Raw genomic sequence first — 22565 nt, 5'->3', positions numbered from 1 at the left:
AGATTCGATGTATGACATATGAACTCGTCATCAGGGGCGGCACCATCGTCGACGGTCTGGGCGGTGAACCCTACGTCGCTGACGTGGCGGTTTCCGACGGCATCATCGCCGCGGTGAACCGCGCAGATGATTCCGCCGTCGGGGCGGTCGACGAGCCCGGCACGCGGGAGATCGACGCCACGGGCCTCCTGGTCACCCCCGGGTTCGTCGACCTGCACACCCATTACGACGGCCAGGCGATCTGGTCGGACCGGCTGACCCCGTCATCGGCGCACGGCGTGACCACCGTGGTGATGGGAAACTGCGGGGTGGGCTTCGCGCCGTGCCGACCCGAGGACCACGACGTGCTCGTCGACGTGATGGCCGGCGTCGAGGACATCCCCGGCGTGGTGATGGTCGACGGCCTGCCCTGGCACTGGGAGACGTTCCCGGAGTTCCTCGACGCGCTCGAGGAACGGCGCAGGGACATCGACGTCGCGGCGCTGCTGCCGCACTCGCCGCTGCGGGTGTACGTGATGGGGCAGCGGGGGGTCGACCGCGAACCGGCCACCGCCGAGGATCTGGCGATGATGCGCAAGCTGGCCGCCGAAGCCGTTCAGGCCGGCGCGCTGGGCTTCGCGTCGTCGCGGTTCACGCTGCACAAGACCCAGAGTGGTCGGCCGATTCCCAGTTACGACGCCGACCGCGCCGAGATCGAGGCGATCGCCCGCGGAATCGACGACGCCGGCGGCGGGCTCATCCAGTTCGTGCCGGACCTGGTGGCCGGCGACTACGAGCCCGTACTGCGAACGGTGTTCGAGGTCGCCGCCGAGGTCGGCCTCCCCGTGACGTTCACCTTGGCGATCGGCAACGCCGGTGACCCGTTCTTCCTCGACGCGCTGACCATGGTCGAGAAGGCCAACATCGACGGCGGCGAGATCACCGCGCAGATCTTTCCCCGGCCCATCGGGCTGGTTCTCGGCCTCGAGCTGTCGGGCAATCCGTTCGTGATGTATCCCAGCTATCGGGAACTTGCCTCGCTGCCGTTGGCCGAACGCGTCGCAGAGATGCGCAAACCCGAAGTGCGGCAACGGATTCTGTCGGACCAACCGGCGGGTGAGGGCCACCCGCTGATGTTCGCGGCGCAGGCGTTCGAGTGGATGTTCCCGCTCGGCGATCCGCCGAACTACGAACCGCCGCGGTCCGACAGCATCGCGAGCCGTGCCCGGGCCCGCGGTGTCAGCCCGCTCGAGGAGGCCTACGACCGGCTGCTCGACGACGACGGTCACGCCATCCTTCTGGTGACCCTGGCCAACTTCCGCGACGGCACCCTCGACACGGTCGCGGACCTGATCCGTCGCGACGATGTGGTGCTCGGGCTCGGCGACGGCGGCGCGCACTACGGAATGATCTGTGACGCAAGCTTTCCCACGTATATGCTGACGCACTGGTCACGCGATCGCGCGGCCGGTCGGCTGTCGGTGGCCGAGGCGGTGCGCGAGCTGACCTCGGTGCCCGCCCGGGTGGCCGGCCTGGCCGACCGCGGGCGCATCGCCGTCGGCTACAAGGCCGACCTCAACGTCATCGACCACGATGCGCTGCGCCTGCACCGGCCGGTGATCACCTACGACCTCCCTGCGGGCGGCCGGCGCCTGGACCAGGGCGCCGACGGATACGTCGCGACCGTCGTGTCCGGCGAGATCATCACCGAGAACGGCACACCGACCGCCGCGCGTCCCGGCAAGCTGATCCGCGGGCGTCGGCCGACGCCTACTGCATGAGTCGCGTTGCGCCGCTTGCTCCCCCGTGGAGCGAGGACGACGCCGAAGGCATCAACGGGTGGGGGCATCCCGACCGTACCTATGAGCCGCTGCTGCTGGTGCGCTGCCTGCAACGTCACCCGAACCTTGCTGCGCGGCTTCGTAAGCTGGGTGAGTCGCTCTACATCGACGCGCGCCTGCCGCCGCGGTTGCGCACGATCGCGATCCTGCGGATCTGCGCGCTGCTGCGGTGCGAATACGAATGGGGTGGCCAGGCGGCGTTTTGGGGCCCCCTCGTCGGCGTCAGCGAACGCGAGTGTGACGCACTGGTTCTCGACGACGATTCCGGCTTCAGCGCCTTCGAGCGGGTGCTGATCGGCGCGGTGGACGAGGTGGAGGGAACCGGCACCTGGTCGGAGCACACGTGGAATGCCCTCGGCGACGAGCTCGATGACGAGCAGCGGATGGAGTTGCTGGTCGCGGTCGGCTGGTATCGCACCATCTGCACGTTGTGCAACGGGATGGCCTTGCCGGTCGAGGCGTGGATGCGGCGCTGGCCGTTGTCAGGCCGCTGAGCGATCCCGGCGCAACCCGGGGTGCTGCCGACTGAGCGTCCTGAGCAGCAACTGGCGCGGAAGCGCCTGCAGCAGACGGGTGCTCAGCACGTTCTGGCGTCCCGCGATCACGGTGCCGCGGTCGCGTTCGAGCGCGTCGACGCCGATCCTGGCCACCTCGCGCGACGGCATCCACATGAACTTCGGGAACGCCGCGGCGAACTTGCGCTCGTCCATGCCCGCCGCCTGGAGGAACTCCGTGCGCACCGGCCCGGGTGCCAGCATCGCGACGGTCACGCCGGTGCCCGCCAGTTCGGCCCGCACACCTTCGGTGTAGGTCTTGACGAACGCCTTGGTTCCTGCGTAACCCGCCTGGCCGGGGAACGGGTGGTACCCGGCGGTGGACCCGACGTTGAGGATCGCGCCGCGCCCACGCGGCACCATCTGCTGGACGGCGCGGGTGGTGAGGTCGATGACGGCCTCGACGTTGACGCGTACCTGCGCGATCTCATCGGCCACAGGCGATTTCGTCACCGACCCGATCGTGCCGATCCCCGCGTTGTTGACGAGGATGTCGACGGTGAGGCCGCGGTCGGCGATCTGGTCGAACAGGACCGAGCGGGCGTCGGGGTCGGCGACGTCGCATGCGACGGTCTCGGCGCGGACCTTGTCGGCGAGTTCGGCGGCGAGGTCGCGCAACCGGTCTTCGCGCCGGGCCACGAGCGTGACGCCGTGACCGCGCGCGGCCAGTTCGCGGGCGATGTCGGCGCCGATGCCCGCGGAGGCCCCGGTGACGACGGCGGTGGTGGTGAGCGAAGGCGGCGGTAAAGGCATACATGAACCTAACGCGCCGCCGCGCGGACGTATCCTCGGCCTATGAGCGTGAAGGTGGATCTCGACCGGTTGACCGACGTGCTGTCCGACTTCGGCTTCGCCTATCTGATCTCCGTCGGCGACGACTATCGCGCACACACCGTCGCCGTCGACCCGGTGTTGCGCGACGGCAGCCTCGAGGTCGGCACGGTCGGTCGGCACACGCGGGAGAACACCGCCAGCCATGGCGACGTCACGATCGTCTGGCCGCCGAGCGAGCCCGGTGGATACTCGTTGATCGTCGACGGCCGGGCGCACCGGGAGGGCGAGTCGCTGTCGGTCCGACCGACGCGCGCGGTTCTGCATCGCAAGGCCACGCCGGAGTCGCCGTCGACCAGCCCGGACTGTCTGCACGATTGCGTGCCGCTCAAGAAGTAGCCACCGTCGCCGACACCCCGCCGAGTGTGGGCTTGTGTCACGGTCGGCGCGAAAACGCGTGCGGGTAACCCACGTTCGGCCATAACCCACGAAGGCCATGACCCACGAAGGCGATGACCCACGAAGGCGATGACACGAAAAAGCCCGGCCCCTCGGCAGAGGAACCGGGCTTTTCCTTGATGACCGGGACTTAGAAGTCCATGCCGCCCATGCCGCCGGTCGGGTCGGCCGGACCAGCGGCCGCCTTCTCCGGCTTGTCGGCGACGACAGCCTCGGTGGTCAGGAACAGCGCCGCAATGGACGCCGCGTTCTGCAGCGCCGAACGCGTCACCTTGACCGGGTCGGCGACGCCGGCCTTGAGCAGGTCCTCGTACTCGCCGGTCGCGGCGTTGAGGCCGACGCCCTTCTCCGAGTTGCGAACCTTCTCGGCCACCACGCCGGGCTCCAGGCCGCCGTTGAAGGCGATCTGCTTGAGCGGAGCCTCGAGCGCCACGCGGACGATGTTCGCGCCGGTGGACTCGTCGCCCTCCAGCTTGAGCTCGTCCAGCGCCGGGGAGGCCTGCAGCAGGGCCACGCCACCGCCGGCGACGATGCCCTCCTCGACGGCCGCCTTGGCATTGCGGACGGCGTCCTCGATGCGGTGCTTGCGCTCCTTGAGCTCGACCTCGGTGGCAGCGCCTGCCTTGATCACCGCAACACCGCCGGCCAGCTTGGCCAGGCGCTCCTGCAGCTTCTCGCGGTCGTAGTCGCTGTCGCTGTTCTCGATCTCGGCGCGGATCTGGGCCACGCGGCCGGCGATGGCGTCGGAGTCACCGGCGCCCTCGACGATGGTGGTCTCGTCCTTGGTGACGACGACCTTGCGCGCCTTGCCCAGCAGCGAGACGTCGGCGGTCTCGAGCGACAGACCGACCTCTTCGCTGATGACCTGACCACCGGTGAGGATGGCCATGTCCTGCAGCATCGCCTTGCGGCGGTCACCGAAGCCCGGGGCCTTGACGGCGACGGACTTGAAGGTGCCGCGGATCTTGTTGACGACCAGGGTGGACAGCGCCTCGCCCTCGACGTCCTCGGCGATGATCAGCAGCGGCTTGCCGGACTGGATGACCTTCTCCAGCAGCGGAAGCAGGTCCTTGACCGTCGACACCTTCGACGAAACGAGCAGGATGTACGGATCCTCGAGGACCGCTTCCTGACGCTCGGCGTCGGTGACGAAGTAACCCGAGATGTAGCCCTTGTCGAAGCGCATGCCCTCGGTGAGCTCCAGCTGCAGGCCGAAGGTGTTGCTCTCCTCGACGGTGATGACACCCTCGTTGCCGACCTTGTCCATGGCCTCGGCGATCAGCTCGCCGATCTGGGTGTCACCGGCGGAGATCGCGGCGGTGGCGGCGATCTGGTCCTTGGTCTCGACCTCCTTGGCCGACTTCAGCAGCGTTTCGGTGATCTTCTCGACGGCCTTCTCGATGCCGCGCTTGAGGCCGAGCGGGTTGGCGCCGGCCGCGACGTTGCGCAGACCCTCGCGCACGAGCGCCTGGGCCAGCACCGTGGCGGTGGTGGTGCCGTCGCCTGCGACGTCGTCGGTCTTCTTGGCGACTTCCTTGACCAGCTCAGCGCCGATCTTCTCGTACGGGTCCTCCAGCTCGATCTCCTTGGCGATGGACACGCCATCGTTGGTGATCGTGGGGGCGCCCCACTTCTTCTCCAGGACGACGTTGCGACCCTTGGGGCCCAGCGTCACCTTTACCGCGTCGGCGAGGCTGTTGAGGCCCCGCTCGAGGCCGCGGCGGGCCTCTTCGTCATACGCAATTGTCTTGGCCATTGCGAAGTGTTCCTCCGGATTGGGGATGGCACGTCTGCGGTCGGGTGCAGTGCCCGCGACGGACGGCTCGGGTGTGCTCCGCGGATGCGGCCCGTTGCCTCACCGTCCCGACCTAGCACTCGCCGGTCGCGAGTGCCAATTGCCTTTCTAGCACTCGGGCATGGCGAGTGCAAGATCGTATGCGAGGCGTTCAGGCCGCTCGCAGGCCGTCCAGCACCACCTCGGTGAGCCGCTCGGCGTGCTCGGGGTCGGCGTCCTGGATCGCGAAGCAGCCGGCGAGGATCGCCTTCACGTCGCGCACATCGACATCGCGCCGCGCGGTCCCGGCATTCTGAGCCGCCTCGAGCAGCCCGCCGAGGAATTCGAGTAAGGCCCGCTCGGTCTCCGGGATGACTTCCGCGACGTCGATACCCTCGCCCGCCATGGCGTCCTTCAGGCCCCGATCGGCGGCTCCCCAACGCAGCACCAGCGAGCGCAGCAGGACGAACAGCGCCTCCCCCGGAGGTACACCCTCGATCAGGGCTCGGCCCTCGGCGATGAGGCTCTCGATCCGGTTCTCGACGACCGCGCGGTACAAATCCACCTTGGTCGGGAAGTGGCGGTACACCGTGCCCGCGCCGACGCCCGCGCGCCGAGCGATCTCGTCGATCGGCACCGCGAGGCCGCTGGTCGCGAAGGCGTCGTAAGCGACCTCGAGAACGCGGGCGCGATTTCGCGCGGCGTCAGCACGCAGCGGTCGGTCGGCCACACTCACGTCATCACCTCGGGAATCCCAGCTACACGGGGCGTGCGTTCCGTATATTCCCACGTTCGGAATCGGGCCGCGCGTACCGCGGTCGTCATCACCGGCGTCACGTATCCGGTACCCGCGACGGTCGGACGGTGGCAGGGTGGGCAGGGATGTCGCTCGTCGATCCCCGGCAGGTGCCGCCCTACCCGCCTCCGCGCTACACCGCGCCCGAACCGGAGGCCAGTGCCTGGGTGCGACGCGGCGACGAGCCTGCCGACTACGACTCGTTCGGTCTCGTGAAGTACCACTACCTCGCCGACCAGAAAGCGACCGGCGGCGACTACGGGCTGTATCGCGTCGACATCGCACCGAACGGCGGCGGGCCGGGACCGCACTTTCACCGCGCGATCTCCGAGGCCTTCTTCGTGCTGTCGGGAACGGTGCGGCTCTACGACGGCGCCGACTGGTTCGACGGCAGTCCCAACGACTTCTTCTATGTGCCGCCCGGCGGCATTCACGGCTTCCGCAACGAGGCCGACGCTCCGACGTCGCTGTTGATCCTGTTCGCTCCCGGGGCGCCGCGCGAGCACTATTTCGAGGGTTTCGCCGCCCTGGGTGATTTGACGGACGAGGAGCGCCGGGAGTGGTTCATCCGCAACGACAACTTCTTCATCGAGTGACCAGGCGTGCGGCCAGGTACGGCGCCGTGCGGCTGCCCTTCGCCTGACTCACCTGCCGCGGTGTGCCCGCAGCGACGATGCGGCCGCCGTCGTGGCCCGCACCCGGTCCGAGGTCGATCACCCAGTCCGCTCCGGCGACCATCCGCATGTCGTGTTCGGCCACCACCACCGTGTTACCCGCGTCGACGAGGCGATGCAGCTGGGCGTCGAGCAGGTCCACATCCGCCGGATGCAGACCCGTCGTCGGCTCGTCGAGTACATAGAGCGTGCGACCACGCCGGGGTCGCTGCAGTTCCGAAGCCAGCTTGATGCGTTGGGCTTCCCCGCCGGAGAGTTCGGTGGCCGGCTGCCCCAGACGCAGATAACCGAGCCCTACCTCCCGCAGCGTCGCCAGGCTCCGGGACGCACCGGGGATGTCCTCGAGGAACTGTGAGGCTTCGTCGACGGTCATCGCCAGGACGTCGGCGATGGTGTGGTCGCGGTAGCGCACCCGCAGCGTGGCCTCGTTGTAGCGGGCGCCTCCGCAGGTCGGGCAGGTGGCGTAAGTGCCTGGCAGAAACAGCAATTCGACCGATACGAAGCCCTCGCCCTGACAGGTCTCGCATCGGCCCTCGGCGACGTTGAACGAGAACCGGCCAGCCGTCCAGCCGCGGCGACGCGCCGCCGGCGTCGCGGCGAATTCCCGTCGCACGGCGTCGAACAGGCCGGTGTAGGTCGCCAGCGTCGAGCGCGGGGTGCGCCCGATCGGTCGCTGGTCGACGGCGACCAGCCGGTCGATCACCTCCACGCCCTCGGCGGTCACCCCGATGCTGGCATCGTGATCCAGGTCGACGATCTCGGCGTCGGAATCGTCGCTGTCGCCGTCGCTTTCGGCCAGGCCCACCGCGCGGCCCAGATGACGATTCACCACATCCCCGAGTACCTTCACAACGAGCGTCGACTTGCCCGATCCGGAAACGCCGGTGACCGCGGTGTAGACGCCCAGCGGCACGTCGACATCCACGTCGCGCAGATTGTGAAAACAGATGCCGCGCAGTCGCAGCCGCGATGACGGTTCGCGCGGTGTCCGCGGTTCGGCCGCCTCGTCGCCGAACAGGTAGCGCCGGGTGATCGACTCGTCGACGTCCTCCAGGCCGTCGACGGGACCGCTGTAGAGCACGCGCCCGCCGAACTCACCAGCGCCGGGTCCCACGTCGACGATCCAGTCGGCCCGGCGCACGACGTCCATGTCGTGTTCGACGATGAACAGCGAATTTCCCGCTCGCCGAAGCCTATCCAGCACATCGAGCAGCGGCTCCGCATCAGCGGGGTGCAGCCCGGCCGACGGCTCGTCCAGCACGTAGAGCACCCCGAACAATCCGGCTCGCAACTGCGTGGCCAGCCGCAGCCGCTGCAGTTCACCGGGGGACACCGTCGGGGTGCGACGGTTCAGCGTCAGATAGCCGAGCCCGAGATCGACGAGCACCTGGATGCGCGCGACCAGATCGGCGGCGATCATCGTGGCGACCTCGGTGTGCTCACCGGATGCGGTCGACTCGAAGGCGGGCGCGGCATCGGTGCGCGACGCGGTCGGTCGCAGCGCATCGGCGAGTTCGACCAGCGGCATCGCCACGTAGTCGGCGATGGTGTGACCCGCGAAGGTCACCTTCAGCGCCTCGGGTCGCAGCCCCGATCCCCGGCACACGCCGCATTCGACGCTGTCGACGAACTGCAGGACGCGCCGGCGCATCGTCGCGCTCTGCGAGTTCGCCAGCGTGTGCCGGACGTGACGTTCCGCGCTGGAGAACGTTCCGTTGTAGTAGTAGTCCGCCGTGACCGGATGCTGACCCGGATCGATCTCGACGGTGGGCTGCTCGTCGGTGAACAAGATCCAATCACGTTGGCGTTTCGGCAGTTTGCGCCACGGCTTGTCGATGTCGAACCCCAGCGTGATGAGGATGTCGCGCAGGTTCTGGCCCTGCCAGGCGCCCGGCCACGCCGCGACGGCGCCCTCGCGGATGGTCAACGACGGGTCCGGCACGAGCGTCTGCTCGGTCACCTCGTGGATCCGGCCGAGGCCGTGACACTTCGGGCAGGCGCCGACGGCCGTATTCGGAGAGAACGCATCGGAGTCGAGTCGTTCGGTGGCGTTGCGCGGATACGTTCCGGCACGGGAGAACAGCATCCTCAACAGGTTGGACAGCGTCGTGACGGTGCCGACGGTGGACCGTGAGGTGGCCGACCCCCTGCGCTGCTGCAGCGCCACGGCGGGGGGCAGTCCGGTGATGTCGTCCACCTTGGGCGCGCCGGTCGGCAGCAGCAATCGCCGCGCATAGGGAGCGACCGACTCGAAGTACCTTCGCTGCGCCTCGGTGTAGATGGTGCCGAATGCCAGCGACGATTTGCCCGAACCCGAGATGCCGGTGAACGCCACCAGCGCGTCGCGCGGCGCGGCGACGTCGACGCCCCGTAAGTTGTGTACGCGGGTACCGAAGACACGGACGCACGGGTCGATGTCGTCGCCGGGGGTAACGGGGGTTGCCGACATGGTTGGCGGAGAGTACCCACCTCGCGCCGGGACAAGCAGCGGGTTTGCTGTGGACGTCCCCTCCGGATCGCGACGCGCCGTCGTCCGCCGGGCGCTTCGCGGCGGATCAAGTCCGACGATCACGCTCGACACACCGGCTGTCCGGCGACACGCCACACAGAGATGCGCGGCTGTAATCCGTTGCGTTAGGCTGCTGTCCGATCAGTGAGGAGTCTTGGGTGCGGGCAGACACGGCGCCCGACACCCAGGCTTTGCGAGGCTGGCAGCGTCGGGCATTGGTGCGGTATCTTGGCGCCAAACCGCGTGATTTCCTCGCCGTGGCAACCCCGGGTGCGGGTAAGACGACGTTTGCCCTGCGCGTGGCCGGCGAGCTGTTGGCCGACGGCACCGTCGAGCGCGTCACCGTCGTCGTGCCGACCGAGCATCTCAAGATCCAGTGGGCTCTGGCCGCCGCCAGGCTCGGCCTGTCGCTGGACCCCAAGTTCTCCAACAGCGCCGCGCACCACTCGTCGGAGTATCACGGCGTCGTCGTCACCTATGCCCAGGTGGCCAGCCACCCCACCCGGCACCGGGTGCGCACCGAGAACTACCGCACCCTCGTCATCTTCGACGAGATCCACCATGGCGGCGATGCGAAGAGCTGGGGCGAGGCCATGCGCGAGGCGTTCAACGACGCCACCCGCCGTCTGGCGCTGACCGGCACACCGTTCCGCAGCGACGACAGCCCGATCCCGTTCGTCACCTACGAACCCGACGGCACCGGGGTGCTGCGCTCGCGGGCCGACCACGTCTACGGGTACTCCGATGCACTCGCCGACGGGGTGGTGCGGCCCGTGGTGTTCATGGCCTATTCCGGCGAGGCCCGCTGGCGTACCAGCGCCGGTGAGGAGTACTCCGCGCGTCTCGGGGAACCGCTCAACGCCGAGCAGACCGCGCGGGCCTGGCGCACGGTGCTCGACCCGAACGGTGAGTGGATTCCTGCGGTGCTGCAGGCCGCCGACACCCGGCTCTCCCAGTTGCGCAACGGCGGTGTGCCCGATGCCGGCGCCATGGTGATCGCGTCGGACCAGAAGGCCGCCCGCGCCTACGCCAAGGTGCTGACGACGCTGACCGGCGAGGCGCCGACGCTGGTCTTGTCCGACGATCCCGGTTCCTCGGACCGCATCGCCGAATACGCGGCGGGCACGAATCGTTGGCTGGTGGCGGTGCGCATGGTCTCCGAGGGTGTCGACGTGCCGCGACTGGCGGTCGGCGTGTACGCGACGTCGGCGTCGACCCCGCTGTTCTTCGCGCAGGCGATCGGCCGCTACGTCCGGTCCCGCCGCCCCGGCGAGACCGCGAGCATCTTCCTGCCGTCGGTGCCCGCGCTGCTCGACCTGGCCAGCGAGATGGAGGCACAGCGCGACCACGTGCTCGGCAAGCCGCACCGCGAGTCCCAAGGCGAGTGGGACGACGCGGCCCTCGAAGACGCCAACAAGAAGAAGGACGAGCCGGGCGGGCTCGACAACGGCTTCGAGATGTTGGGGGCCGACGCCGAACTCGACCAGGTGATCTTCGACGGCTCCTCGTTCGGCACCGCGGCGGCCGTCGGCAGCGAGGACGAGGCCGACTACCTCGGCATCCCGGGCCTGCTCGCTCCCGACCAGATGCGGGACCTGTTGCGGCGCAGGCAGGAAGAGCAGTTGACCCGTCAGACCGCCTCGGGCGAGGTGCCGCGGGTCTCCACCCACGGCCAGCTGCGCGAACTGCGCAAGGAACTCAACACGCTGGTGTCCATCGCCCATCACCGCACCGGCAAACCGCACGGCTGGATCCACAAGGAGTTGCGCCGGATCTGCGGTGGTCCGGCGGTGGCGGCGGCGACGACCGATCAGCTGCGCGCCCGCATCGAGGCCGTCCGCTCCCTGCAGGCCTGACGCCCGCGTGGGCCTAGGTGCGTGACTCGGCGATCGAGGCGAGGTTCTTCAGCGAGTTGTCGAGGTGCTGCAACTCGAACGGCGGGAACTCGATGTCACGCAGGTGCGGCGCCACGTTCGACCAGTCGTAGGTCAACGTGACCGCCGTCTGCGCCGGCCCCGCCGCTTCGAGGTCGTATCGCCAGATCCACCCGCCCCACTGGAGTTCGGTGCCGTTCATCAGGTATCCGCGCTGTTCGGGACCCTGGCCCGGCTGCCAGGCGATGGCACGCGGCCGGTCGAGAACCTCGACCCGATTGGCCATCTCGTAGTACTTCTCGGGATGGTTGTCGTGGTACATGCCCATCCGGAAGACCTGGCCGACCTCGGACAGGGGTTCACCGTCGAGCGGCTCGCGCACCCATCCGGTGCCGTCGATCGCCTGGTGCGTCGACGGGTCGGCGAGCACCTCGAACACGGTCTCGATCGGGGCGTGGACGGTTGTGGTCGCGTGGACGCGTTGTTCTGTCATGTCGATACAGACTGCGACGAGCCCGAGAAGTCATCGTCAGAACACCCCGCACCCGGCCACCCCACACACCCAAGAGCTGATCAACAGCAGCGGCCAGAGCGCGACGGCCACGACCAGGGCCGCGATGTTGGCAAAGATGGTGAAGTCGCCGGACAGCGCCGCCTCGAGCTGGCCGATCAGCTCGATGTGAAACGCCGCATACACGACTCCGATCACGATGTAGATCAGCGTGATCCACAGCACCAGTTCGAGGTAGGTGTTGATACCCCGCTGCAGCAACATCTGCTGCACCCGCTCCCACATCGATGGCCCCTACAGTCCGAGAAGCTGCGGCAGGTCGGCCACGGAGTCGATCACATGATTCGGTTGCATCGCGAATTCGTCTGCCGCCCAACGATCCAACGTATCCTGCCGAAACTTGCCCGTACGCACCAACACGCCGGTCATACCGACCACCTGCGCTGCCAGCACGTCGTTGTTGAGATCGTCGCCGATCATGTACATCTCGTCGGGTTCCACCCCGAGCCGGCTGGCCGCCGCGAGGAAGCCCTCCGGGGCGGGCTTGCCGACCGCTGTGGCTTTGCGCCCAGAGGTCTCCTCCATGCCGATCAGGTACATGCCGGTGTCCACGCGCAAGCCGTCCGTCGTCGTCCATGCGGTGCTGCGATGCATCGCGACCACCGGCACCCCGTGGGCCATCCAGTCGTAGACCCACGACAGCGTCAGGTGGCTGTACTCCGGACCCGCACCGCCGAGCAGGATGACGTCTGGGGTCTCCGGTGCGCGCGGGCCGCTGTACTCGTGGGAGTACACGATGTCGATACCGGGCATGTCCTCGGCGATCTGCCCGCTGTTGACCAGGAAGCAGCGTGCATCCGGATACCGATCGCGCACGTATTGGGCGGTCAAGACCGCGGCGGTGATGACCTCGTCGGGCCGGACCGCCATCCCCGCCTCGGAGAGCAGTTCGGCGATCTGGCCCCGGGTCTTGGTTGTCGTGTTGGTCAGGTACGCGCAGGCGATCTGGTTGTCGTTCAACGTCGCGACAGTCTGGGCCGCGCCTTCGATCGGGCGCCACGAGGTCACCAACACGCCATCGATGTCGAACAGCACCCCACCGATAGCCATGGCCCGACAGTAAACGGCCTATGCGCCAGCGCAAATCGTGGAGCCTCGGTGGATTCGAGTAGTCGACTACGCTAGTGCGCCGCGAGCGGTCGTCGAAAACTATTCCTTACCAGGGCCGATACCGGCCACGGATGTCGACGTGAGGGGTGGGCGATGCCAGTCGTAGGCGAACGAGCGGTGGTTCTCGGCGCGAGCATGGCAGGCCTGCTGGCCGCCAGGGTGCTCGCAGACAGCTACCAGACGGTGACCGTGGTGGAGCGGGACGAGCTGCCGACCGGACCGACGCCGAGGCGCGGAGTCCCTCAGGGCAGGCTGATCCACGCCCTGCTCGCGCGCGGGGCTCAGGTGCTCGAGGAGTTGTTGCCGGGCATCCTCGATGAACTCGTCGAAGACGGTGCCATCAGGTGGGACGGTGACTACTCCAGGCTCTGCTTTACGCCCGGTGGCCATCGACTCGTGCAATCGGGCCGTTGCCCGTCCCCCGACTCGATGCCGTTCTACTTCCAGAGTCGGCCGTTTCTGGATTGGCATGTGCTGCGGCGCATGCGCGAGATCCCCAACGTGACGATCGTGGAGCACCACGACGTGGTGTCCCTGGCGGCGGCCCCGGACCGCAGCCGGGTCACGGGTGTCGACGTGATCGACCGTGATACCCGCGAGGTGTCGATGCTCGACGCCGACCTCGTCGTCGACGCGACCGGGCGTGGCTCCCGCACACCGCTGTTCCTCGAGCAGTTGGGCTACGACCGGCCGCCGGTGGCCGAGGTGGTCGTGCAGTTGGCCTACGCCTGCCAGCCCGTGCGCATCAGGCCCGGCGCGATCGCGGAGCACTTCATCGCGCTCATGCCGGAGCACGGCAGGCCAAGGATGTTCGCGACCGCGTGCTACGAGAACGGCGCGACGATGTTCGCGATCGGCGCCATGGCGGGTCAAGCCGTGCCGGACTCGGCCGATGAAATGCGGGACTTCGTGGCCGATTTCGTGCCGGCAAGCGTGCTGGCGGCCCTCGCGGACGCCGAACCGCTTGGGCCGGTGGTGAATTACCGCGTGCCGTCCAACCGCTGGCGCCGCTACGACAAGTTGGGCCGCCTACCCGAGGGGCTGCTGGTGCTCGGGGACGCGGTGTGCAGCTTCAATCCGATCTACGGGCAGGGCATGACCGTTGCGGCCGTCGAGGCCACCGTGCTGCGCGACTGCCTGCAACGCGGCGACAGGAATCTGGCTCGCCGCTTCTTCCGGTCCAGCGTCAAGCCGATCCGCATCGCCTGGCAGACCGCTGTCGGATCGGATCTGGCGTTGCCCGAAGTCAAAGGGACCGTGCCGCTGTCGATACGGCTGAGCAACGCGTACCTGGACCGGGTGTTGACGGCGTGTGAAACGGACGAGGCGGTCACGCTCCGATTCCTTCGCGTCCTCGGGATGCTTGACCCGCCGACGAAACTCTTCTCGCCCTCGATCATCCGGCGGGTGCTGCGAGACCGGCGGTCGGGCTATCGACGTGCCCATGCCGTGTCGGTCACCCACGGCGATGCCTGCGCCGCGATCGACCACGCCAGCGCCGCGGGCACGTCGATCACCTGATAGTGCTTGACCCCGGCGGCCGTCGCGGCGACCAGTGTCGCCACCCCGGCACGCCGCTGCATCCACGTCTGGCGCACGGTCCATCCGATGATGCCCGAGGCATCGATGCAGTCGCGACGGCGCTGCACGCTGCCGGTGCGCGCCACCAACCACCCGTTCCCCACCCGGTGCCCCAGCGACCGTGCGCGGTCGAACGCCAGCAGCGCGCAACATACGGTGAGCGCAACCCAGAGCATCCACACCCACATCGGAGTCGGCGCCACCGGCAGCGCGGCCGTCGCCGCCGCGGGCAGCGCCATCGCCCGGGTCCAGCGCCTGCGGGAGGCGACGGGGCCGTGTGCCCGGAGCGGCCCGGTCACGGCGTCGGGGTGTTCGATCAGACCGGTCAACACCTCGTCGGCGGTGCGCTTGGGGCACGGCGGCAACAACAACGACGACTCGCCCTCACCCCCGACGCCGGTCATCACCGCGTCGAGGCGGGCGCCGCCGAACAGCCTCACGAGCAACGGTTCCCGCAGCGTGCCGCCGCGCAGGCGGCGCATGTCGAAGGTGTGTTCGCGGACGCGGATCAGCCCGTACTTCAGGTGCAGCACCTCGAGGTCCCGGCGCAGTTCGAGGTTGCCGTAGGTCAACAACGACTGCAGCACCGAGAGCACGACGGAGGCCAGCAGAAGGACCGCCGCGCCGAGCGCGATTGCCGCCGCCGTCCCGAGACCTCTGGCCGTGTCGAGCCACTCGTCGGCCAGGCCGGATTCATGAACGCCGCTGTCGACGCCCACCTGATACACCACGCCGACCGCGGCGGCGATCATCGCCAGCCCGGTGAGGCTCAGCGGGCTGTAGCGCAACCAGGACGGCGTCCACCGAGCCAGCACGCGGCCGGGCGTCGACGGCTTGTCCTCCTCGACGGCAAGGGATTCGGCCAGCAACAGCGCCCGCAGCCGTCCGACCTGCTCGGTGGGAACGGCGTCGAGCGCGAACGCGGCGTCGCCCCTGGCCTCCTGCCCGGTGCTGACCCGCAGCACTGTCAGCCCCAACAACCGGTGCAGCAGGCGGGCATCGGTCGACACCGACCGAATCCTGTTGCGCGGCAACGAGAGCACCTTGCGCTGGAGAACGCCGGTGCGCAGTTGCACGTCGTTCGGCCCGATGCGATACGTCGTGGTGAACCAGCGCGCCAGGCCGACGGCGACGGTGATCGCCAGCACCGCGACGGCCAGGAGCGGGTTCCCGGTCGCCGACCCGAGCACCAGCGTGCCTGCGAGCACGGGGATCTGGCGAACCACCTCGTGCACGGGGTGCACCAAAAGCATCCGTGGGCTCAGGCGGTGCCACTCCTCGGCAGGCGGTGAATAGCCCCAGACGGGCGGCGTCGGGCTCGTCACGTCGCATCCTCGGTGCCGAGCGCGGCGATGTCGGTGAGCCGGGCGACGACCGCGTCGGCGACATCGGCGTCCAGCGCAATGATGCGGACCGCACCCGCCGACGACGCCGTCGTCACCGTCACGTTGGCGAGCCCGAACAACCGGTCCAGCGGACCGCGTTCGGTGTCGACGGTTTGCACGCGAGAGATCGGCGCGATGCGGCGTTCCTGGGTCAACCAACCGGTGCGGGTGTACACCGCCCGCGGGTCGATGTCCCACCGGTGAACCCGGTATCGCCACCACGGGACAACCACGACGAACATCAGGATGCCGAGCAGCGAGCCCACCGCCGCGAGCGCATGCACCCACCAGGAGCGCGGGTCCACCGCGAACCACACCACTTGGCCGAGCACCAGGAACGACCACGGGATCGCCGCACCGATCGCCCATACCAGTGGCGCCTTGCGGCTCGGCTTGTTCGCGGGGTCCAGGAAATCCACGGGCTCGGTCATCAGGCGTCCAGCCTAGGTAACCGCGAGTCCATCGGCCGCTGAGTATGTTGATCGTCATGGGCAGCAAATGGACCGTGGCCGACATTCCGGACCAGTCCGGGCGGACCGCGATCGTGACCGGGGCGAACAGCGGGCTCGGGTATGACACCGCGGCCGCGCTGGCCGGCAAGGGCGCTGCGGTGGTGCTCGCGGTGCGCAACCTCGACAAAGGCAACGAGGCCGTCGAGCGCATCAGGAAGTCGACCCCCAACGCCGTGGTCAGCGTGCAGGAGCTCGACCTGTCCTCGCTGGACAGCGTGCGCAAGGCCGCCGACGAGCTGCGCGCCGCGCACCCGCGCATCGACCTGCTGATCAACAACGCAGGCGTGATGTACGTGCCGAGCCGCGAGACCACCGAAGACGGTTTCGAGATGCAGTTCGGCACCAACCACCTCGGCCACTTCGCGTTGACGGGCCTGCTGCTCGACAACCTGCGCAGCGTCGACGGGTCGCGCGTCGTGACGGTGAGCAGCGTCGGCCACCGGATCATGGCTCGAATCCGCTTCGAAGACCCCCACTTCGAAACCGGTTACAACCGGGTGCAAGCCTATGGGCAGTCCAAGCTGGCCAACCTGCTGTTCACCTACGAACTGCAACGGCGCCTCGCATCCGCAGGTGCACCGACCGTCGCGACCGCCGCCCACCCCGGCTTCTCGGACACCGAATTGATGCGCTACATACCGGTTTACGTGCCGGACGTCGTGTGGAGGATCTTCACCCAACCCGCGGACAAGGGTGCGCTGCCGACCCTTCGCGCGGCCACGGACCCGAACGTTCAGGGCGGGCAGTACTACGGACCGGACGGGCTCGGCGAGGTGAAGGGTCACCCGAAACTCGTTGCCTCGAGCGCACAATCGCACGACGAAGACATTCAACGCCGGTTGTGGAGTTTGTCCGAGGAACTGACCGGCGTCACGTACCCCGTCTGATGCGGACCGTCGAGGATCATCAGCGCGTCGTCGCCGCGTTGATCAAAGCCCGCCCACCGGTCAGCGTTCCCATCGCGGACGCTCTCGGACTCGTGCTCGCCGAGGACGTGGTCGCGCCGTTGTCGCTGCCGGGCTTCGACAACTCGGCGATGGACGGCTACGCCGTGATGGCCGACGACGTGGCATCGGCAACGCCCGAAAGCCCGATCAACCTGCCCGTAGCCGAGGACATCCCGGCCGGGCGCACCGACATCCTGACACTGAAACCCGGTACGGCGCACCGGATAATGACCGGGGCGATGTTGCCGTCCGGCGCCACGGCGGTGGTGCCCGTGGAAAAGACGAACGCCGCAACCGACACCGTGGAGATCCGCGCGGCCGCGAAAAACGGCCAGCACATCCGGCGCGCCGGTGAGGACGTCACGGCCGGCACGGCCGTGCTGCGCGCGGGACAGGTCGTCACACCGGCCGCGCTCGGATTGGCCGCCGCGCTGGGTCTCGCCGAGCTGACGGTGATACCGCGACAGCGCGTGCTGGTGATGTCGACGGGCACCGAACTCGTCGCACCCGGCACCCCGCTGGAGCCCGGGCAGATCTACGAATCGAACGCGGTGATGCTCGCCGCGGCGCTGCGCGATGCCGGGGCCGACGTGGTGGCCTCCCCCATGACCGGCGATGACGTCGAATCGTTCCGCGCGGCCCTCGCGGAGCACACCGGTGACGCCGACCTGATCATCACGACGGGTGGGGTGAGCGCGGGTGCGTACGAGGTCGTCAAGGACGCGCTCAAAGGGGCCGTGGAGTTCGTCAAGGTGGCCATGCAACCGGGCATGCCGCAGGGCTGTGGCGTCATCGCCGCACCGGGCTCCCCCCCGACGCCGGACCGGGACATCCCGATCGTCACACTCCCCGGCAACCCGGTCAGCGCGCTGGTCTCGTTCGAGGTGTTCCTGCGTGCGCCGTTGCGCGCTGCGATGGGCCTTCCCAATCCCGCCCGGCCCCGCCGCAGCGCCGTGCTGACCGAGGACCTCACCTCGCCGCGCGGGAAACGCCAATTCCGCCGTGGCGTGCTGGACGCGGCCGCTCAGACGGTGACCAGCTACGGCCCGCCCGCCTCGCACCACCTGCGGTGGCTGGCCTCGGCGAACTGTCTGCTGGAGATCGCCGAGGATGTCGACGCGCTCTCGGCCGGGTCGACGGTTCAGGTGTGGGACCTGACCTGAGCTGTTCCTTCCCCTCTTTACGCGCCGAAGCTGAGGCTCTGCACGAAATTGCGGCGTTTCATCGCGCACATCTTCAGTTTCGGCGGCGGACGGTGAATGCCACGGCATCGACGCGGCCCGTAGAATCGCGGGACGATGGCCAGACGCCCCGACCTGAAATCCGGCCCCGCGCGGCTTTTGGCGCTGGCCCGTACCACGATCCCCCCGATGCATTCCGCGGGGCTGCCCTTCGTCGGCGCGAGCCTGGCGCTGGCCGCCCTCGGGAGTAGGAACCGGTGGCTGCGCGGCGCCGGACTGGCATCGGCCGCCGCCAACGCGGCGTTCTTCCGCCACCCCCCGCGCGTGCCTCCCACCCGGCCAGGTCTGGTCGTCGCCCCCGCCGACGGTTTGATCTGCCTGATCGAGGAGGCCCCGCCACCGGCCGAACTCGGTTTGCCCCCAACGCCATTGCCGCGCATCAGCATCTTCTTGTCGGTCTTCGACGCGCACGTGCAGCGGGCCCCGATCAGCGGTGAGGTCGTTGCGGTCCAGCACCGCCCGGGCTTGTTCGGCTCGGCCGAGCTGGAAGCCGCCAGCGAGGACAACGAGCGCAACAGCGTGCTGATCCGCACCCCCGACGGCGCCGAGGTGATCGCCGTACAGATCGCCGGCCTGGTGGCGCGACGCATCGTGTGCGAGGCCAAGGCGGGCGACGAACTGGCGATCGGGCAGACCTACGGGCTGATCCGCTACGGGTCGCGGCTGGACACCTACCTGCCCGCCGGGTCGCGCATCCTGGTGACCGTGGGGCAGCGTGCGTTGGCGGGCGAGACGGTATTGGCCGAGCTGAAACCCGATGTCGCCGGCCGGGCGGCTCCGGCATGATCCGCCCCCGCATCAAGCGCTCCGTCGTCAGCCTGCGCATCCTGCCCAGCGCGATGACGGTCGCCGCGATCTGCCTTGGGCTGAGCGCGGTCAAGATGGCGCTGGACGACCGGCCGACCGAGGCGATGGCCTTTTTGGCCGTCGCCGCGATACTCGACGCGCTCGACGGTCGCATCGCACGCGCGCTGGGGGCGACCTCACGGATGGGCGAGGAGATCGATTCGCTCGCCGACGCCGTGAACTTCGGCGTCGCACCGGCTTTCATCGTCTACGGCACGTTGCTGTCGAAGTCGGAGGTCGGCTGGATCGTGGTGCTGGTGTACGCGGTGTGCATCGTGCTGCGCCTGGCCCGGTTCAACGCGATGCTCGACGTCGACAAACCCGACTACGAGAAGAAGTACTTCGTCGGCATGCCGGCCCCGGCAGGGGCGATCGGCGCGATCGGTCCGCTGGCCGCCAAGATGCAGTTCGGCGACGGCTGGTGGACCTCCGAACCCGCCGTCGTGATCTGGATGCTCGGCGTCTCGGCGCTGGTGGTGAGCACGATCCCGATGCGCAAGATCCACACGTTCTCGGTGCCGCCCAACATGGTCGCGCCGCTGCTGGCGCTCGTGGCGATCGGCGTCGCCGCCGCGATCCTCTACGGCTACCTGGTCATCCTGCTCATCATCGCCGCCTACGTCCTGCACATCCCGTTCGCCATCCGCACCCGCCGATTCCTTGCCGCGCACCCCGAGGTGTGGGACGACAAACCACGCCAGCAGCGCGCCGCCCGGCGGGCCATCCGCCGGGGCCAGCCGCACCGCCGGTCGGTGATGCGCCTGGGCCTGCGCAGACCCGGCTCACGACATGACTGAACTGCAGTCCGAACGCCCGGCTCCCCGGGCGCACCTCACACTGACCGCACGGTTGAACACCTCGGCGCTCGACTCGCGCAGGGGTGTTGTTCGCCTGCATCCGGAAGCCATTGCCGCGCTGGGTATCCGCGAATGGGATGCCGTGTCGCTGACGGGTTCGCGGACCACCGCCGCGGTGGCCGCCGAGGCATCCGCGGGTGTTCCCGCGGGCACCGCGCTGCTCGACGACGTCACTCTGTCGAATGCCGGTCTGCGGGAGGACACCAGCGTGCTCGTCGCACCCGTCACCGTCTACGGCGCGCGGTCGGTGACGCTGTCGGGCTCCAGGCTGGCCAGCCAGTCGATTTCGCCGGCCACGCTGCGACAGGCGTTGCTGGGCAAGGTGATGACGGTCGGCGACACGGTGTCGCTGCTGCCGCGGGAGTTGGGCCCCGACATCCCGTCCTCGCGCGCGACCGCGGCGCTGGCGTCGTCGGTCGGCATCACCTGGACCTCCGAACTGCTGACGGTCACCGCCACCGATCCCGCCGGACCGGTGAGCGTGCAACCGAATTCAGCAGTCTGCTGGGGTGACGGCTCACCGGAGGGATCCGTCGCTCCGGCATCAGACGCTTCGGCGGGTCACGTGGTGGTGACCGCGCCGGAGAAGTCGAAATCGGCACTGAGCGTCGACGACCTCAAGGGTTCACAAATCGAGGCCCAGCGCCTCGACGAATGGCTCAAGCTGGCGCTCGACCGGCCTGAGCTACTTGAAACCCTCGGAGCCACAGCAAATCTCGGTGTTCTGGTGTCGGGCCCGGCCGGCGTCGGCAAAGCGGCGCTGGTGCGCGCCGTCTGCGCCGACCGCCGACTCGTCGAACTCGACGGACCGGAGGTGGGCTCGTTGCGCGCCGAGGACCGGATCGCGAGCGTGGCGTCGGCGGTGGCCACCGTCCGCAACGGAGGCGGAGTCCTGTTGATCACCGACATCGACGCCCTGCTGCCGGCCAGCGCAGAGCCGGTGGCCACACTGATCCTGGCCGAACTCCGCAATGCGGTCGCCACCCGCGGCGTCGCGTTCGTCGCGACGTCGCAGCAGCCCGACAACGTCGACGCCCGGTTACGCGCACCCGATTTGTGCGATCGCGAACTCGGGTTGAGCCTGCCCGACGGCGCCATCCGCAGGCAACTACTCGAGGTGCTGCTGCGCGACGTGCCGGCCAAGGATCTCGATATCGGCGAGATCGCTGAGCGAACACCGGGATTCGTGGTGGCCGACCTAGCCGCACTGGTCCGCGAGGCCGCTCTGCGGGCGGCGGCGCGCGCCAGCGCCGACGGTGAGCCACCCGCCCTCGTCCAGGACGATCTGATGGGGGCGACCACCGTCATCCGCCCGCTGTCGCGGTCGGCCACCGAAGAGGTGTCGGTCGGCTCGGTGACGCTCGACGACGTCGGCGACATGGCCGACACCAAGCAGGCGCTCACCGAGGCGGTGCTGTGGCCGCTGCAGCACCCCGACACCTTCGCGCGGCTCGGCGTGGCGCCGCCCCGCGGCGTACTGCTCTACGGCCCGCCCGGTTGCGGGAAGACGTTCGTGGTGCGGGCGCTGGCCAGTTCGGGTCGGTTGTCGGTGCACGCCGTCAAGGGCGCCGAGCTGATGGACAAATGGGTCGGTTCCTCGGAGAAGGCCGTGCGCGAACTGTTCCGGCGCGCCCGCGACTCGGCGCCGTCGCTGGTGTTCCTCGACGAGATCGACGCGCTCGCACCGCGGCGCGGTCAGAGCTTCGACTCCGGCGTCACCGACCGCGTCGTCGCCGCGCTGCTGACCGAACTCGACGGCATCGAACCGCTGCGCGACGTGGTGGTGGTCGGCGCGACCAATCGACCCGACCTGATCGACCCGGCACTGCTGCGTCCGGGCCGGCTGGAGAAGCTGGTCTTCGTCGAACCACCCGACGCCGAGGCCCGTCGCGAAATCCTGCGTACCGCGGGTAAGTCCGTTCCACTGGCCTCGGAGGGCGAGCAGGCTGTCGATCTCGATGCGCTGGCGGCCGATCTCGAGGGCTACAGCGCCGCCGACTGCGTCGCGTTGTTGCGGGAGGCGGCGCTGACCGCGATGCGGCGCTCCATCGACGCCGCCGACGTCACCGCCGCAGACGTCGCGGCCGCACGCGAGGCGGTGCGCCCGTCGCTGGATACCGCGCAGGTCGAGTCGCTGCGCGCGTTTTCAGCCGCCCGCTGAACGCTTGACCTTTCTTGCGCCGAACGTGGATTACCCGCACACATTCGGCGTCTGATGTCAAGTGGTGAGTGCAACATTGGGGTTCATGCGGCTGCTTGGGTGATGAGTGCGTTGAGGCGGTCG

At 68.8% G+C, this 22565-nt stretch carries 20 protein-coding genes; 11 read left to right on the top strand and 9 right to left on the bottom strand.

Annotated features, from left to right (window positions below; all coding sequences use genetic code 11):
• The first annotated feature begins 11 nt into the window (after window positions 1-11).
• Together AU197_RS03870 and AU197_RS03865 are read left to right on the top strand one after the other, a co-directional pair.
• Complete coding sequence (locus AU197_RS03870; protein ID WP_064401213.1) at window positions 12-1760, top strand: N-acyl-D-amino-acid deacylase family protein; 1749 nt, start codon at window positions 12-14, stop codon at window positions 1758-1760.
• On the top strand, window positions 1757-2314 hold the full coding sequence (locus AU197_RS03865; RefSeq protein WP_064401212.1) for a carboxymuconolactone decarboxylase family protein: 558 nt from the start codon (window positions 1757-1759) through the stop codon (window positions 2312-2314). The genes AU197_RS03870 and AU197_RS03865 overlap by 4 nt, the downstream gene beginning before the upstream one ends.
• On the opposite strand, the gene AU197_RS03860 is transcribed toward AU197_RS03865, so the two are convergent.
• Window positions 2303-3127, bottom strand: a complete 825-nt coding sequence (locus AU197_RS03860) for an SDR family NAD(P)-dependent oxidoreductase (protein ID WP_064401211.1) — start codon at window positions 3125-3127, stop codon at window positions 2303-2305. The genes AU197_RS03865 and AU197_RS03860 overlap by 12 nt on opposite strands.
• A 42-nt stretch (window positions 3128-3169) precedes the next feature.
• Here AU197_RS03860 and AU197_RS03855 point away from each other — a divergent pair, with 42 nt between their 5' ends.
• Window positions 3170-3544 (top strand): hypothetical protein, encoded by a 375-nt coding sequence (locus AU197_RS03855; protein ID WP_064401210.1) that lies wholly within the window; start codon window positions 3170-3172, stop codon window positions 3542-3544.
• Between the two features lie 190 nt (window positions 3545-3734).
• Here AU197_RS03855 and groL read toward each other — a convergent pair whose 3' ends face one another.
• A complete protein-coding gene (gene groL / locus AU197_RS03850) occupies window positions 3735-5360 on the bottom strand; it encodes a chaperonin GroEL (protein WP_064351252.1) in 1626 nt (541 codons plus the stop codon).
• 190 nt (window positions 5361-5550) lie between these two features.
• On the bottom strand, window positions 5551-6114 hold the full coding sequence (locus tag AU197_RS03845) for a TetR/AcrR family transcriptional regulator (RefSeq protein WP_064401209.1): 564 nt from the start codon (window positions 6112-6114) through the stop codon (window positions 5551-5553).
• Window positions 6115-6260: 146 nt separating this feature from the next.
• Between AU197_RS03845 and AU197_RS03840 the strand changes: the two genes are divergently transcribed.
• Window positions 6261-6770 carry a cupin domain-containing protein gene (locus AU197_RS03840; RefSeq protein WP_064401208.1) on the top strand — a complete coding sequence of 170 codons (510 nt, stop codon included), beginning with the start codon at window positions 6261-6263 and terminating at the stop codon, window positions 6768-6770.
• Here AU197_RS03840 and AU197_RS03835 read toward each other — a convergent pair.
• Window positions 6760-9297, bottom strand: coding sequence for an excinuclease ABC subunit UvrA (locus AU197_RS03835; RefSeq protein WP_064401207.1), 2538 nt, complete (start codon window positions 9295-9297; stop codon window positions 6760-6762). The two genes, AU197_RS03840 and AU197_RS03835, sit on opposite strands and share 11 nt — an antisense overlap.
• A gap of 218 nt (window positions 9298-9515) precedes the next feature.
• On the opposite strand from AU197_RS03835, the gene AU197_RS03830 reads away from it, so the two are divergent.
• The gene (locus tag AU197_RS03830; RefSeq protein ID WP_064401206.1) at window positions 9516-11213 is read left to right on the top strand and encodes a DEAD/DEAH box helicase; all 1698 of its coding nucleotides are present in this window, start codon (window positions 9516-9518) and stop codon (window positions 11211-11213) included.
• A gap of 13 nt (window positions 11214-11226) precedes the next feature.
• Here AU197_RS03830 and AU197_RS03825 read toward each other — a convergent pair whose 3' ends face one another.
• The 3 genes from AU197_RS03825 to AU197_RS03815 are packed head-to-tail and all read right to left on the bottom strand — an operon-like array spanning window position 11227 to window position 12852.
• Window positions 11227-11724 carry an SRPBCC family protein gene (locus AU197_RS03825; protein ID WP_064401205.1) on the bottom strand — a complete coding sequence of 166 codons (498 nt, stop codon included), beginning with the start codon at window positions 11722-11724 and terminating at the stop codon, window positions 11227-11229.
• Window positions 11725-11760: 36 nt separating this feature from the next.
• Entirely contained in the window at window positions 11761-12027 is a 267-nt protein-coding gene (locus AU197_RS03820; RefSeq protein ID WP_064401204.1) for a hypothetical protein, read from the bottom strand.
• Window positions 12028-12036: 9 nt separating this feature from the next.
• Window positions 12037-12852: an HAD-IIA family hydrolase gene (locus AU197_RS03815; protein ID WP_064401203.1), complete on the bottom strand. Its 816-nt coding sequence runs from the start codon at window positions 12850-12852 to the stop codon at window positions 12037-12039.
• A 153-nt stretch (window positions 12853-13005) separates the two neighbouring features.
• Here AU197_RS03815 and AU197_RS03810 point away from each other — a divergent pair, with 153 nt between their 5' ends.
• Window positions 13006-14433: an FAD-dependent oxidoreductase gene (locus tag AU197_RS03810; protein WP_156434296.1), complete on the top strand. Its 1428-nt coding sequence runs from the start codon at window positions 13006-13008 to the stop codon at window positions 14431-14433.
• Here AU197_RS03810 and AU197_RS03805 read toward each other — a convergent pair.
• Window positions 14343-15746 (bottom strand): PH domain-containing protein, encoded by a 1404-nt coding sequence (locus AU197_RS03805; RefSeq protein ID WP_082696488.1) that lies wholly within the window; start codon window positions 15744-15746, stop codon window positions 14343-14345. The genes AU197_RS03810 and AU197_RS03805 overlap by 91 nt on opposite strands.
• Window positions 15747-15814: 68 nt before the next feature.
• Complete coding sequence (locus AU197_RS03800; protein ID WP_064401201.1) at window positions 15815-16309, bottom strand: PH domain-containing protein; 495 nt, start codon at window positions 16307-16309, stop codon at window positions 15815-15817.
• Window positions 16310-16365: 56 nt separating this feature from the next.
• Here AU197_RS03800 and AU197_RS03795 point away from each other — a divergent pair, with 56 nt between their 5' ends.
• The 5 genes from AU197_RS03795 (at window position 16366) to AU197_RS03775 (ending at window position 22442) form a co-directional block, all read left to right on the top strand.
• Window positions 16366-17277, top strand: coding sequence for an SDR family NAD(P)-dependent oxidoreductase (locus tag AU197_RS03795; protein WP_064401380.1), 912 nt, complete (start codon window positions 16366-16368; stop codon window positions 17275-17277).
• The gene (gene moeA / locus AU197_RS03790; protein WP_064401200.1) at window positions 17277-18500 is read left to right on the top strand and encodes a molybdopterin molybdotransferase MoeA; all 1224 of its coding nucleotides are present in this window, start codon (window positions 17277-17279) and stop codon (window positions 18498-18500) included. The genes AU197_RS03795 and moeA overlap by 1 nt, the downstream gene beginning before the upstream one ends.
• A 135-nt stretch (window positions 18501-18635) precedes the next feature.
• Window positions 18636-19364 carry a phosphatidylserine decarboxylase gene (locus tag AU197_RS03785; protein ID WP_064401199.1) on the top strand — a complete coding sequence of 243 codons (729 nt, stop codon included), beginning with the start codon at window positions 18636-18638 and terminating at the stop codon, window positions 19362-19364.
• Window positions 19361-20221 carry a CDP-alcohol phosphatidyltransferase family protein gene (locus AU197_RS03780; RefSeq protein WP_064401198.1) on the top strand — a complete coding sequence of 287 codons (861 nt, stop codon included), beginning with the start codon at window positions 19361-19363 and terminating at the stop codon, window positions 20219-20221. The genes AU197_RS03785 and AU197_RS03780 overlap by 4 nt, the downstream gene beginning before the upstream one ends.
• Window positions 20214-22442: an AAA family ATPase gene (locus AU197_RS03775; RefSeq protein ID WP_064401197.1), complete on the top strand. Its 2229-nt coding sequence runs from the start codon at window positions 20214-20216 to the stop codon at window positions 22440-22442. Before AU197_RS03780 ends, AU197_RS03775 begins: the two co-directional genes overlap by 8 nt.
• Window positions 22443-22565 lie beyond the last annotated feature (123 nt).

The sequence above is a fragment of the Mycobacterium sp. IS-1590 genome (assembly GCF_001500025.1).
In the GTDB taxonomy this organism is placed as follows: Bacteria; Actinomycetota; Actinomycetes; order Mycobacteriales; family Mycobacteriaceae; genus Mycobacterium.
Note: the sequence above shows the minus strand (reverse complement) of the source record. Positions and strands in the feature narration are given on the sequence as shown.